At 69.9% G+C, this 12,662-nt stretch carries 10 protein-coding genes and 3 pseudogenes; 7 read left to right on the top strand and 6 right to left on the bottom strand.

All coding sequences use genetic code 11. The annotated features are described in order from the left end of the window. Position 1: 1 nt before the first annotated feature. Positions 2-1,018, bottom strand: a complete 1,017-nt coding sequence (locus ACL02O_RS04875; protein WP_412816728.1) for an ABC transporter substrate-binding protein — start codon at positions 1,016-1,018, stop codon at positions 2-4. Between the two features lie 17 nt (positions 1,019-1,035). After that, positions 1,036-1,914, bottom strand: a complete 879-nt coding sequence (locus tag ACL02O_RS04870) for an ABC transporter permease (protein ID WP_412816727.1) — start codon at positions 1,912-1,914, stop codon at positions 1,036-1,038. 195 nt (positions 1,915-2,109) lie between these two features. Between ACL02O_RS04870 and ACL02O_RS04865 the strand changes: the two genes are divergently transcribed. Together ACL02O_RS04865 and ACL02O_RS04860 are read left to right on the top strand one after the other, a co-directional pair. Continuing rightward, positions 2,110-3,141, top strand: a complete 1,032-nt coding sequence (locus ACL02O_RS04865; RefSeq protein ID WP_412816726.1) for a LacI family DNA-binding transcriptional regulator — start codon at positions 2,110-2,112, stop codon at positions 3,139-3,141. Further along, positions 3,138-4,304: a mandelate racemase/muconate lactonizing enzyme family protein gene (locus ACL02O_RS04860; protein ID WP_412816725.1), complete on the top strand. Its 1,167-nt coding sequence runs from the start codon at positions 3,138-3,140 to the stop codon at positions 4,302-4,304. Before ACL02O_RS04865 ends, ACL02O_RS04860 begins: the two co-directional genes overlap by 4 nt. A gap of 59 nt (positions 4,305-4,363) precedes the next feature. Here the strand turns inward: ACL02O_RS04860 and ACL02O_RS04855 are convergent. After that, positions 4,364-4,474 (bottom strand): annotated as a pseudogene (locus tag ACL02O_RS04855) (phosphotransferase); the annotation flags it as partial. Between the two features lie 28 nt (positions 4,475-4,502). On the opposite strand from ACL02O_RS04855, the gene ACL02O_RS04850 reads away from it, so the two are divergent. Further along, entirely contained in the window at positions 4,503-4,745 is a 243-nt protein-coding gene (locus ACL02O_RS04850; protein WP_412816724.1) for a hypothetical protein, read from the top strand. Here the strand turns inward: ACL02O_RS04850 and ACL02O_RS34510 are convergent. Next, positions 4,732-4,869: pseudogene (locus tag ACL02O_RS34510) on the bottom strand (ISL3 family transposase); the annotation flags it as partial. The gene ACL02O_RS04850 and the pseudogene ACL02O_RS34510 overlap by 14 nt on opposite strands. 539 nt (positions 4,870-5,408) lie before the next feature. On the opposite strand from ACL02O_RS34510, the gene ACL02O_RS04845 reads away from it, so the two are divergent. After that, on the top strand, positions 5,409-6,605 hold the full coding sequence (locus tag ACL02O_RS04845; protein ID WP_412816723.1) for an epoxide hydrolase family protein: 1,197 nt from the start codon (positions 5,409-5,411) through the stop codon (positions 6,603-6,605). 353 nt (positions 6,606-6,958) lie between these two features. Here ACL02O_RS04845 and ACL02O_RS04840 read toward each other — a convergent pair. Continuing rightward, positions 6,959-7,604: pseudogene (locus tag ACL02O_RS04840) on the bottom strand (HAD family hydrolase). 823 nt (positions 7,605-8,427) lie between these two features. On the opposite strand from ACL02O_RS04840, the gene ACL02O_RS04835 reads away from it, so the two are divergent. Then, positions 8,428-9,318, top strand: a complete 891-nt coding sequence (locus ACL02O_RS04835; protein WP_412816722.1) for a phosphatidylinositol mannoside acyltransferase — start codon at positions 8,428-8,430, stop codon at positions 9,316-9,318. Between the two features lie 84 nt (positions 9,319-9,402). Here ACL02O_RS04835 and ACL02O_RS04830 read toward each other — a convergent pair whose 3' ends face one another. Continuing rightward, a complete protein-coding gene (locus tag ACL02O_RS04830; RefSeq protein WP_412816721.1) occupies positions 9,403-10,299 on the bottom strand; it encodes a hypothetical protein in 897 nt (298 codons plus the stop codon). Between the two features lie 232 nt (positions 10,300-10,531). Here ACL02O_RS04830 and ACL02O_RS04825 point away from each other — a divergent pair, with 232 nt between their 5' ends. Together ACL02O_RS04825 and ACL02O_RS04820 are read left to right on the top strand one after the other, a co-directional pair. Beyond that, positions 10,532-11,371 (top strand): hypothetical protein, encoded by an 840-nt coding sequence (locus tag ACL02O_RS04825; protein WP_412816720.1) that lies wholly within the window; start codon positions 10,532-10,534, stop codon positions 11,369-11,371. 332 nt (positions 11,372-11,703) lie between these two features. Beyond that, on the top strand, positions 11,704-12,597 hold the full coding sequence (locus ACL02O_RS04820; protein WP_412816719.1) for a GNAT family N-acetyltransferase: 894 nt from the start codon (positions 11,704-11,706) through the stop codon (positions 12,595-12,597). Positions 12,598-12,662: the final 65 nt, after the last annotated feature.

Genomic DNA, 12,662 nt, shown 5'->3' with positions numbered 1-12,662 from the left:
ATCAACCCTTCGGTGCGAAGCTCGCGTCCCAGTACTTCGACGGCGACTCGGCCTTGGTGATCACACCCGCGTCGGCGAAGACGGTGATGGTCTTCTGCCAGTCGGCTTCGTCGTTGATGCCCGGGGCCTGGCCCTTGGTGGCGTCGGTGTGCAGCAGTTGCAGCGTGGCGTTGAACTGGTCGGTGAGCACCTTCTCCGAGGGCAGCTGCTGGGAGGCGCCGGCCATCGCGGCGACCGCGCCGGCCGTGTCCTTCTCGGCGGCGGACCAGGCCTCGCTGCTGGCCGCGACCATCCGCTTCACCAGGTCCTGCTTGTTCTTGACGGTGTCGGACGACGCGATCAGCCCGTTGCTGTAGAAGTTCAGCCCGTGCTCGGCGAACTTCAGGTAGGAGACCTGCTTGCCGGCCTTCTCCTGCATCGTCGGGCCCTGGTCGGTGGCGAAGCCGAGCAGCGCGTCGGTCTTGCCCGACATGACGGCGGCCATCTTGCCGGCCGGGTCGGTGTTCTGCAGGGTCACGTCGGTCGGGGCGAGGCCGTTGGCCTTCAGGAAGGCCGGGAAGGTCTTGCTCAGCGCGTCACCGGCGGTGGAGGCGATGGTCTTGCCCTTGAGTTCGGCGGGGGAGTTGATGTTCTTGTCGCTGAAGAACTGCACCGACGACGGGGTGGTCTGCAGGAACACGCCGACGCTCTTGACCTCCATGCCCTGCCCGACGGCCGCCAGCAGGGCCGGGGTGTCGGCCCAGCCGAAGTCGGTCTGCCCGGCGGCGGTGGCCTGCACGGTCTTCTGCGAGCCCTGACCGGCCTGGATGGTCAGGTCGATGCCGTGCTTTTCGAAGATGCCCTGCTTCTTGCCGAAGTAGAACGGGGCGTGCTCGCCGTAGGGGTACCAGTTGAGGGTGAGGGTGACCTTGTCCAGGCCCTGCGCGTTCTTGGCCTGCTCGTCGGAGGACGAGCCGCAGCCGGCGGCGGCCAGTATGAGCGCCGGCGCGAGGGCGGCGACGAGGGTACGCAACTTCATGGGACGGGTTCTCCTATTCAGAGCGACGTCGTAGCGGCGTCGGTACGGCGACTCGCGTGCCAGGGAAGGACGAAGTACTCGAGCAGTTCCACGACCACGAACAGGACGACGCCGAGCAGCGACATGATGAGCAGCCCGGCGAACAGCGTCGGGGTGTCGAGGTTGCCGTTGGCCTGCAGGATCACGTAGCCGAGGCCCTCGTTTGCGCCGACGAACTCGCCCACCACGGCGCCGGTGACGGCCATCGTGGCGGCGACCTTGAGGCCGGCGAACAGGTGCGGCAGGGCGGCCGGGAAGCGGATCTTGGTGAAGGTCCGGCCCGGGCCGGCGCCCATGGTCGCCGACAGTTGCAGCATCTCCGGGTCGATCGACTTCAGGCCGGTGACCGTGGAGATGACGATCGGGAAGAAGGCCATCAGGACCGCGACGACGACCTTCGGGGTGAGTCCGAAGCCGAGCCACACGATGAACAGCGGCGCGATGGCGATCTTCGGGATGACCTGGGCGAACAGCAGCAGCGGGTAGAGGCTCTTCTCGACCGTCGGGGAGTACACCATGACGACGGCGGAGACGACGCCGACCGCGATCGCGATCGCGAAGCCCAGGATGGTTTCGTAGGTGGTGATCCAGGTGTGGTGCGCGAAGTAGCCGGTCTGGGCGAGCACGACGTCGAGCGTCGTGCCCGGTGAGGGAACCAGATACGGCTTGACCAGGTTCGCCGCGGTGATCGCCCACCAGACGACCAGGATGGCCGCGAGGACCGCGGCCGGACGCCAGGTGCTGCGGGCGAACCGGACCACGCCGGTGCCGGCACCGGACGGGCGGCGCGCGGCCGGCGCGGCGGTGCGGGCGGGAGCGCTCGACTCCCGGTGCTCGATGGTGCTCTGCGCGGCCATGACCCTCCGTTCTCCCTGGCTGGCCGGCGATTCCGGGTGCTCAGCCGCTGGGTAGGCGCGTGCCGTCGGCAGGGCCGGACGACCCCGGTGAGGGCGGGGAAGCGGCCCTGAATGCGCTTTCAGTAAGCGCTTTCAGGGTGCTACGGTAACCACGCCGAAATAATCCGGTCAAGAAGTTCCGCAGGAGGAAAGTCCATGCAGCCACGGACCCACGTGACGCTGGAAGACGTGGCCAAAGCGGCCGACGTCTCCCTCGCCACGGCCTCCCGCGCACTCAACGGCATGCGGGTCACCCCGCAACTGCGCGACCGGGTCCTGGCCGCCGCCGAGAAGCTCGCGTACGCCCCCAACGCGCACGCCCGCGCTCTGGCCGGCGCCTCCCACCGCACCGTCGGCGTCATCTGCCACGACGTCAGCGACCCCTACTTCGCCGCCGTCGCCGGCGGCGTCATGCGCGTCGCCGGCGACAACGGCCTGCTGGTCATGCTCGCCAGCACCTTCCGCGACCCCGAACGCGAGATCGCGTACGTGTCGATGCTGCGCGCCGAACGCGCCCCCGCCATCCTGCTCACCGGCTCCGGATTCGAGGACCCCCGCTGGGAGAAGGCCATGGAGGCCGAACTCAAGCCCTACCTCGAAGGCGGCGGGCGCGTCGCCGTCGTCAGCCGCCATCGCAGCCTCAAGGTCGACAGCGTGCTGCCGGAGAACCGGGCCGGTGCCGCCGCCATGGCCCGCGCTCTGCTCGACCTCGGCCACCGCCGCTTCGCCGTGCTCGCCGGCCCACCCGCCCTGACCACCGTCGCCGACCGGCTCGGCGGCTTCCGCGACGAACTCGCCAAGGCCGGGGTGCCCCTCGCCGCGACCGACGTCGTCGAGGCGCCTTTCACTCGCGACGGCGGCTACGGCGCGATGACGGAACTGATCGAGCGCGGCCTGACCGCCACCTGCGTGTTCGCGCTGACCGACGTGATGGCCATCGGCGCCTGCGCGGCGCTGCGCGACCACGGGCTGTCCGTGCCCGACGACGTCTCCGTCGCCGGCTTCGACGACATCCCCATCGTCCGCGACCTCACCCCGCCGCTGACCACCGTCGCGCTGCCGCTGCAACGGCTCGGCGAGCAGGCGATGCAGATGGCGCTCACCGAGAACACCGGCCGGCGCCGCCGCATCGTGCGCCTCGGCGGCGAGGTGGTCATCCGGGCCAGCACCGCCAAGGTGACCTCGTGACCCCGCCCGCCGCCGGGCTGGCCGGGCTGACCGTCGACACCGTTGACACGTACGCCGTCGCGCTGCCCACCGTCCGCTCGTTCGGGGTGTCCGGCGGCTCGGTCGCCGTCGCCGGCACCCCCAGCATCCGCGTCCTGGTCAAGGTCACCGCCGACGGGATCACCGGCTGGGGCGAGGCCACCCCCATCCCGGCCTGGACCTACGAGACCGCCGAATCCATCGTCACCACCATCGACCGCTACCTCGCCCCGGCCGTGCTCGGCCGCCCCGCCTGGGACCTCGACGGCGTCACCAGCGCCTTCGACCGAGCCGTCAACCGCGGCTTCACCATCGGATCGCCGCTGGCCAAGAGCGCCGTTGACGTCGCCCTGCACGACCTGCTCGGCCGCGCGCTCGGCGTACCGGTCGGAATGCTGTGGGGCCAGCGGCGCCGGGAGAGCATCCAGCTCGGCTGGATCGTCTCCGGGCAGAGCGCCGGGGAGGTCGCCGACGCGGTGGCCGAGGGCCAGGATCTCGGCTACCGGGCGTTCAAGGTGAAGGTCGGCCTGCACAGCGAGGCCGAGGACGCCGCCGTGGTGCGGGCGGTCCGCGAGGCCGCGCCGGACGCCGCGCTGTGGGTGGACGCCAACCAGGCGTACACCGTCGACGGGGCGCTGCGGATGGCCCGCCGGCTCGCCGACCTCGACGTCACCGCGTTCGAGCAGCCGCTGCCCGCCAACGACGTCGCCGGGCAGCGCCGGCTGCGGGACACCTCCCCGATTCCGGTCGCGCTCGACGAGAGCCTGCGCCACCCGAGCGACCTGGCGACGTTTGTGAAGCTGGGCGCGGTGGACGTGGCCATCGCCAAGGTGCAGCGCAGCGGCGGGCTGACGCTGTCGCGGCGGCTCTGCGCCCTGGCCGAGGACTCCGGCGTGCGGCTGATGGGCTCCGGGCTGACTGACTCCGACCTGGGCCTGGCGGCGTCGCTGCACCTGTTCGCCGCGTACGGGATCGACACGCCCGTCGACCTGAACGGGCGGCAGTTCCTCACCTCGTCGTACGCCACGGGGGCGACCGTCGAGGTCAAGGACGGCGTCGCGCGGGTGCCGACCGGGCCGGGGCTCGGCGTGGACGTGGACGAGTCGGTGGTGCGCGAACTCGCCGTCGACGTGCTCGCCCGGTAGCTGTCGGTTCTCTCTGCTCTTTTCAGTGACCGTGCAGCCGGGTTTCGGCCGCTCAACTCGAGGTCACATGCCGGTTCGCCCGCGCAGAGGTCGCCGAAGTCGATCACGCCGCGGGAGGTGCCGTCGGCGGTGAGGACGTTGGCCGGGCGCAGGTCGGCGTGGAGCCATAGCGTCGCCGACATCCTTGCCCGGGGCGCCGTGGGGGCCCCGCAGGGCCGCCACCGCGACATCGCCGGACCCGAGCCGCAGGACCTGATCGACATGGCTCGCCGCACGCTCGCTGTCCAGGGCAGAAGCATGCGGATCGTGCCGACCTGGCATGGCGACATCTTCGACGAGACCGCTGCAGGCGACGCCCTGATGCCCGCTGCCGACGCCGAGATAGCTCCCACGACCTTCGATGAGTGGCTGGCGGCTCAACGTGAAGTCAGCGGGGGTTGAGGTGGCCGCGATGGCGCCGCGACGTGGCGCAGCGGGTGCGTAGTTGCTGGTTGGCGGAGTTACGGAACCCGTAGGCGTCGCCGGCCACGGTCTTGATCACGCGGTTGGCGCCCTCCGAGCCAGACCGGCCTGCCGGAGCGCTACCGGCCTGTTGGCGATCTCGGAGCCGGCTGCGGCATGAGACAGGGGTAAAATCTTCGGCCTAGCCGTCGACGACATCGACCCCGACGCGGGTTGGCTGGACAACGCACCTCCTGCCGTTCTTCGGCGACCGCCAGCTCTCGGCAACCAAGCCCGGCCACATCCGCGAGCGGGATCGCAGCCTGGTCGGTGTCCATGTCGCCCGCAGCTCAACCCCGTGCTGCATTCAGAATCCGGCGTACAGCTCGACTCGTATGCCAGTCGGGCACCGTCATATGGTGGATGACCTGCCGCTTCTCTGCGCGCTGGTGGGTGTTGTCGGACGTCTCTGGTCGTCGTTTGACGGCCCGGCGACGGCCCAGACGGCCCGGCGACGGCCCAGGCTGACCCCTAGCTGTAAGGCCGGACCCAGGTGCGAAGTCGCGTTTCAGTCCGCCGGTCGCCGGGCCGCTGCGAGACTGGGCGGGTGACAGCCCTGCCGGTGCCCCGGCGCCGGTCGATCCGAAGCGGCAGGTGGAGGACATGTCCAACGACGAGGAAATCCGTCCCTTCCGGCTCGATGCGCCGGAAGAAGCGATTGCCGACCTGCGTCGCCGGATCACGGCCACGCGCTGGCCCACGCGAGAGCTGGTCGCCGATCGCGCCCAGGGCGTGCAGCTGGCGACGGTCCAGGAGCTGGCCCGCTACTGGACGACCGATTACGACTGGCGCGCGTGCGAGGCGAAGCTGAATGCCCTGCCGCAGTACACGACCTACATTGACGGCGTCGAGATCCATTTCATCCACGTGCGGTCGCAGCACGAGAACGCCCTGCCGCTGATCATGACGCACGGCTGGCCGGGCTCGGTCGTCGAGCTGCTCGGGGTCATCGGCCCGCTCACCGACCCGACCGCACACGGCGGACGGGCCGAGGACGCCTTCCACCTGGTGCTGCCGTCCTTGCCTGGCTACGGCTTCTCGGGCGAGCCGACCGAGCTCGGCTGGGAGAACGGCCGCATCGCACGCGCGTGGGCGGAGCTGATGGGCCGCCTCGGCTACACGCGCTACGTCGCCCAGGGGGGCGACGTGGGCGCCTCCGTCACGGACGCGATGGGCCGCCAAGGACCCGAGGGGTTGCTCGGCATCCACGTCAACCTGCTCGCCGGGGCGCTCGGTCTCAAGGACCAACTGCCGGCGAAGTCCGGGCAGGAACGCGCGGCGCTCGACGCGCTCAACACGTTCATGACGGACGGCTACGGCTACTTCCTGGAGCAGTCCACCCGGCCGCAGACGATCGGCTACTCCCTGCTGGATTCACCCGTCGGACTGGCGGCCTGGATGCTCGACCACGACACGGACAGCTACTACAAGATCTCCCGCGCGTTCGTCGACGGCAAGCCCGTGGGCGGCCTCACCCGGGACACCATCGTCGACAACATCACGCTGTACTGGCTGACGGGCACCGGCACCTCGGCCGCCCGCTGGTACTGGGAGTCTGGACGGTTCCTGGCCGCAGCCGCTGCCGCCGGCCAGGCTCCTCCGCCGGTCACGGTTCCGGTCGGCTTCACCACGTTCCCCGGCGAGATCTTCGCTGCCCCGCGCAGCTGGGCCGAGACCGTCTACCCCGGCCTCGCGTACTTCAACGAGGTCGACAAGGGTGGCCACTTCGCCGCCTGGGAAGAGCCCGACCTGTTCGCGACCGAAATGCGGGCCGCGTTCCAGCCGCTGCAGAAATCCTGAGCCCGCTCCGGTTCGGTTGACGTTACACGTTGACTCCGCTTGATGGGCTGCGCGATCCCCTGGCTCGCCGGCTACCGACTGTGAACCCCGGTGGTCTAGGACGCGGATGCGGCAACATCCGCTTCTGGCCGATGAGCGTGCGCGTGATCTTGCGCAGGTTCCCGCTCCGGAATGCCTCAACCAGGTCGGCGGCCACCGACGCGGTCACACCCGGCCCGCGAAGGCTCGTCGGCTCGGGCCAGGGGCCGGCGATATGGCCAATCGACGTGGTTATTCGACGGTCGTGTCATCGTTCATGAGTGCCAAGGCTCCGCCGTCCGTGCTGCGGTTGATGCTGTGGCCATCGCGCGTGGTCAGGCTGCATTCAGCAGAGCCGGGAGTTTGCGCATGTCGTCGAAGACCACCGTGTCGGGGCCTGCCAGCCGATGCGCGGGGGTCAATCCGCCCGCATAGCCGAAGCAGCGCATCCCGGCGGCGCGGGCCGCTTGGACTCCGTAGTGGCTGTCCTCGACCACCACGCACGCCACGGGCGGGACACCCATCGCCGCCGCCGCGTGCAGGAACAGGTCGGGGGCGGGCTTGCCGTGGGCGACCTCGGTGAAAGGTGCGGCCCTCCAAGCGGGGATACAGGCCGGTGCGGCCCAGGGTGTGGCGCATCTTCTCGTGAGTACCGCTGGAAGCCACGCACGTCGGCTGGGTGATTTCATCGAGCGCGTCGTTGATTCCGTCGACGGCGGTCAGTCCGACGTCCACCGCTTGGCGGTGGGCTAGGTCGAACCGGTCCGCCCATGTGGCATCCACGCCGTGTCCGAGGCGGGCCGCGATCTGTTCACCGACGGACGTGCTGGACCGGCCGATGAAGCGCTCGATGACCTCTGCCTCGGTCAGTGGCCAGCCCAGTTCCGCACCCAGTGCAATGTTGACGCGGACCGCGATGCGCTCGCTGTCGACCAGCACCCCGTCGCAGTCGAAGATGACAAGCCCGATCGGATGGATCATCTGGACAGGCTAGTCGAGTGGGTAGGGCTGACCTGCTGGCACACACGGTCCCCTGAAGGCGCCGGATCGCCGTTACCGCCGGCGTGGCGGCAACTCGGACAGGTCGACCACGTTGCGAGGCAGCACCAGCGGCCGGTGCACGACCGGGCTGGGAAGGACGCACGCTTCTGCCGCTGAGCCTCGATCCACCGATGAAGGTCGGATCGGTGGGGCGACCCTGGAAATATAAAATGCCCCCTGAACTGGAAGGATAGGAGTTGCGACGCTTCTATCACTCGGCTCGACAGGGCACCTGACAGGTGAGATTGCGCTATGCCACGCCGGTCACGGCCGTGACGTTCGGTGATCCGAATCTGGTGTCGTCCGCGGGCCTGGTGCCGGTGATGCGGCTGGCCCAGCAAGCCGGTCTGCACGACGCGGTCGCCGACCGGGTCAGCCTGCCGAGCGACAAGGGCGCCAACCCGGCCGCGAAGGTTGCCACGATCGTCGCTGGGATGCTCGCCGGCGCGGACAGCATCGACGACCTCGGCATCGCCCGGCACGGTGGCATGAAATCTCTGTTCAGCAGCGTTTACGCACCGTCGACGCTCGGCTCGTTCCTGCGAACCTTCACCCACGGGCACGTGCGGCAGTTGCGGGCCGCCGCCCGCGACACGCTGATCGGCCTGGCCACGCGGACACCGATTTTGGCCGGCGCAGACGTGCTGACCTTCGTAGACATCGACTCGATGCTGCGACGCGTCTACGGCAAACAGAAACAGGGAACCCGCTATCGATGCGCCCGCAACCACCGGACCCGGCCGGCGACCGTTACCATCCCGGGGTGGGAGAGGACCTGGCCAGCCGGCTCTACGGACTTGCCTGGCGGGTCACGCCGCAGTTGCCGGGCCCGGTCGCCGCGCTCGTCTTCGACTCCGTCGCCGCCGGGATGCGCTGGTCCGGCGCGGGCGGGGTGCACCAGCTGCGGGTCAACCTGGCCCAGGTGCTCGGCCATGCCGCGGACAGTCCCGCCGTGACCGCCGCGGCCGCTCGGGGTGTGCACTCCTATCTGCGTTATTGGCGGGAGTTCTTCGGGCTCGCCGGATGGAGCCGGGACCGGATCCGCGACGCCGTGGTCTTCGAGTCGCTGGACCGGGTGGCTGCCGCCCGTGACGCTGGCCGCGGAGTGGTGCTGGCGCTGCCGCACAGCGGCAACTGGGACCTGGCCGGAGCCGCGCTGGTGCTGAGCGGGCACCGGTTCACCACGGTCGCGCAACGCCTGCGCCCGGAGCGGCTCTACCAGCGGTTCGTGAGCCACCGTGCGGCGCTCGGCATCGAGGTGCTCCCCGCCGACGAGACCCGGCGGGCGGTCACCACGCTCACCCGGCGGCTGCGTGCCGGCGAGGTGGTGTGCCTGGTCGCTGACCGGGACACGTCCGCGGCTGGCATCGGCGTGCGGTTCTGCGGCGCGCCGACGACGTTCCCGGCCGGGCCCGCGCAGCTGGCGCTGCGCACCGGGGCCGCGCTGCTGCCCGTATCGCTCTGGTACGACGGTCCGCGGCTGCGGATTCGGATCCACCCGGAGATCGTCCCGGGCCGTGACGGCGCCACCCGGGCCCGGGTGGCGGCGATGACGCAGGAGCTGGCCGACGTCTTCACGGGCGCCGTCCGCCGGCATCCACACGACTGGCACGTGCTGCAACCGGTCTGGCAGGCCCCCGCCGGCCAGGGCTGAGCTGAGTGTTCGCTCATGCCGAATTGAGTGTGCGTTGGCGCACTCGTCGGTCAGGGCATAGCCCCCGCGGCGCGCCGACCGGAGTCAGTCCGTTCGCTCCGCGCCGTATCCATGGCGCATCCGGAACTTCATTGGATTGGTCCCGGTCGCCGTCACGTGCGCGATCAGCACAGACCTCAGCGATTCGGGAATGTCGGCGCGCTGTGAACCAGTCCACTCAAGGGACGTGAACAGCTCTGCAGCACCGTCGAGCTGGCTCGGAGTCAACGATGCCGACGTCAACGCGTTGAAGATCGACTCGGTTGGCTCGGCCACCAGCATGCGCTCGGGCGCCAGCTCGTACCACGGCGTGCCACCCATCGTGGTCGTGTGACGAGGCGGGAAGCCAGCCCACGCCACCAGCGTACGGATGCGCTCGATGGGGTCGGGGTATCGCCGGGCTACGAGGTCGGCAAGCCTTTCCTCCGCGCCGTCTTTTCGGCGCGACGCCGCCTCGGCGGCCTCGGCGAGGGCCGGCGGCGCGGCCTTTACCCACTGGACGCGACGCGCCTCTACCTCAGCCGCTTGACGGGCCAGCATCTGCTGGACCTCGCGCGATCCGGTCAGGCCTCGGTCAGCCAGCCAGTCGGTGAGGCCAGGGCCATCACGGAGCTGCGCGTCGCAACTTCCGAGGCCTCTGATACCAGTCTGGTGGTGCAGCGTGAACCGGGCGATCTCTCGGCCGACAGCGTCTGACACGAGGATTGTCGGCCATCCCATGCACCGACAGTGGTCTCCGGTGCCGCCGTCATCGATAGCCAGCAGGGGAGTCAGCTCAGCAATCTCCTTGCCCGACACCACGATCCGAGCCGCGTCGGGCCTCTCGAGTTCGTCAACGGACGCCTCGATGATCAGCACTTCAGCAGCCTCGGCCAGCACCCGTTCCACCAGCCTTGTGCTGGGAGCCTCGTCACCACTGCCGGTTGTTGGCGCGTCAGTCACAGCGGCGAGCGTACCGCCCGTTCGACAGCCAGGAACGCCCAAGCGCGTTTGCGGCGGCTCTACGTAAGTCCTGCACGATCGGCCAAACCTCTCACCGCGACGCCCTGATCTGGCGCCGACCGGGCAGCACGGTACGTGAAGGGGTAGCAGCAGTGCACGGTTGGCGGTCGTGCCGATAAGCAGACGTGGCTGTGGCGCTTCAGGCAGTAGATGGTCAAGTAACCTGCTTCGAATGACAGGCCCGACCAATGTCCACCCGGTTCGTACCGTCCGGGTTGGTGACCGGAGCGCCGATATCGACGAGATGCTGGCGCCGCTGGTCGAGGCGCTCTGGCGCAACGGGTTCGATACGTTCACCAGTTGCCAGGACGCCGGTGAGAGCAACGCAGACTGGGTGGACCTGTTGCCCCACATGGCCGCGTACGTACAGTCCCGCAAAGGATGGGCCTTCATTGATTTCCCCATCCAAGACGGTCTCCGGTTCCTCACTGCCATCGCGCAGGCCGGCCCGCGTGACGCGTTCTACGTGAGGACGACGCACTGGGCTGCCCCACACGCCTGGGACGTCAAGGTCAAACCGATGGATCTGGCGATGTTCGACGAGACCCTACCGTCGAGCTTCGCGCTGCGGCTGCTACAGGTCTGCTTCCCTGCCTCGGACCTGCCCGAGATCCTTCACCGGCTCGACCGCTACGAAGCCGGTGAACTCGTCCCACCCGCAGCCACCGACTGGACGACGGTTGGACGGCCGCGACCGGTGACCACTGTCCGGGCGGAGGTACGTGCCTTCGCGGACTTGGGCCCACTGCCGGCCGAGGAGACGGCCGAGCAGGACGATATCGAAGAACGGGAGCGACGCCTGCACCAGATTGCCGGACCGGTCACCGACGATGAGGCACGGCTGCTGGTTGCCTGCTTCGGGGTCGACAACTGCTACGGCTTGGCGTGGAAGCTGCTACATCTGGTCGAGACCGCGCCAACATCCCGCATCGGCACCGAGCCGCCGGCCGGCGCCAACGAATGGGTCGTGCGCCTGTGGCGGCGACACCGCAACGCGGGTCACGAGGCATAGGCACGAGATGTCCGCTCCAACGGCGGCGCGGGGAAGCTGGGCCGGGATTTGGCGGCATCCGGATCTGCCGCCGACCGGGCGCCACAGCGTGTGACGGAGGAACGGTAGCGACCGGCGCGGTTGTGCCGACGAGAGTGCGTCGCGCCGGGCGTTCTCCTTCGCCGGCCGTGGATGGCACGCAAGGTCAGGGTCGCGCCGCGCTGTTCGGCGATTATCGGCCGATGGGTGGAGGGCTGGAGAAGGTGAAGGACGGCTTCCATGCCGGCCTCGACGGTAGCGAGGGCCGGCCCTTCACCTGGCGCAGGCTCATAAGCCTGACTAAAGTCAGGCTTATGAGCTCGGACCTCGTCGCCACCGTACGGCGGTTCAACCGGACCGTCACCCAGCGGGTGGGCGCGCTCGACGACCAGTACATGTCCCGCGACCGGCCCCTCGCGCAGGCGCGGCTGCTGTGGGAGATCGGTCCCGACGGCGCCGAGGTCGCCGCGCTGCGGGCCCGCCTCGGCCTGGACTCCGGCTACCTCAGCCGGCTCCTGCGCACCCTGGAAGCCGACGGGCTCGTCACGGTCGGCCCGGCCGATCGGGCTGGCGACGGACGGGTACGCACCGCCGCGCTCACCGAAGCCGGCCGGGCGGAGTGGGCCGAGTTGGACCGGCGTTCCGACGAGTACGCCCGGTCCATCCTCGAACCGCTCAGCGAGCAGCGCCGCGCGCGTCTCGTCGCGGCGATGGCCGAGGTGGAGCGGCTGCTGGTCAGCTCGATGGTGGTCATCGAGCCCTGCCCGCCGGCTGATCCCCGCGCCCGCGCCTGCGTGCGCGCCTACGCCCGCGAGGTCGGGCAGCGGTTCGACGAGGGGTTCGACCCGGCGCTGAGCAACCCGGTCCGCGACGAGGAACTTCTCCCGCCCGCCGGCCTGTTCCTGCTCGCCGCCCTCAACGGCGAACCCGTGGGCTGCGGCGCGCTCAAACTGCACCCCGGCGCGCCCGCGGAGATCAAGCGGGTCTGGGTGGCCGACAGCGTGCGCGGGCTCGGCATCGGGCGACGGCTGCTGGACCACCTGGAGCGGTACGCCGCCGAGCACGGCTGGGCGGCGGTCCGGCTGGACACCAACCGCAACCTCACCGAGGCGATCGCCATGTACCGCGCCGCCGGCTACCGGGAGATCGAGCCGTACAACACCGAGCGTTACGCGCACCACTGGTTCGAGAAGCCGCTCGCGCCGTGACGTAGCCCCGGCCCTCCCGCCGGCCGGCGGCGCTCGCGGGAGACCCGCGGATCGCGGCGTCGCGG

The sequence above is a fragment of the Micromonospora mangrovicola genome, from assembly GCF_047200535.1.
Lineage (GTDB): Bacteria > Actinomycetota > Actinomycetes > Mycobacteriales > Micromonosporaceae > Micromonospora.
This window is presented reverse-complemented; position numbering and strand designations above follow the sequence as displayed.

Coding starts and splice junctions, on each gene's coding strand:
- ACL02O_RS04875 (WP_412816728.1), bottom strand. CDS start 1,018: ATGAAGTTGCGTACCCTCGTCGCCGCCCTCGCGCCGGCGCTCATACTG.
- ACL02O_RS04870 (WP_412816727.1), bottom strand. CDS start 1,914: ATGGCCGCGCAGAGCACCATCGAGCACCGGGAGTCGAGCGCTCCCGCC.
- ACL02O_RS04865 (WP_412816726.1), top strand. CDS start 2,110: ATGCAGCCACGGACCCACGTGACGCTGGAAGACGTGGCCAAAGCGGCC.
- ACL02O_RS04845 (WP_412816723.1), top strand. CDS start 5,409: ATGTCCAACGACGAGGAAATCCGTCCCTTCCGGCTCGATGCGCCGGAA.
- ACL02O_RS04825 (WP_412816720.1), top strand. CDS start 10,532: ATGACAGGCCCGACCAATGTCCACCCGGTTCGTACCGTCCGGGTTGGT.
- ACL02O_RS04820 (WP_412816719.1), top strand. CDS start 11,704: ATGAGCTCGGACCTCGTCGCCACCGTACGGCGGTTCAACCGGACCGTC.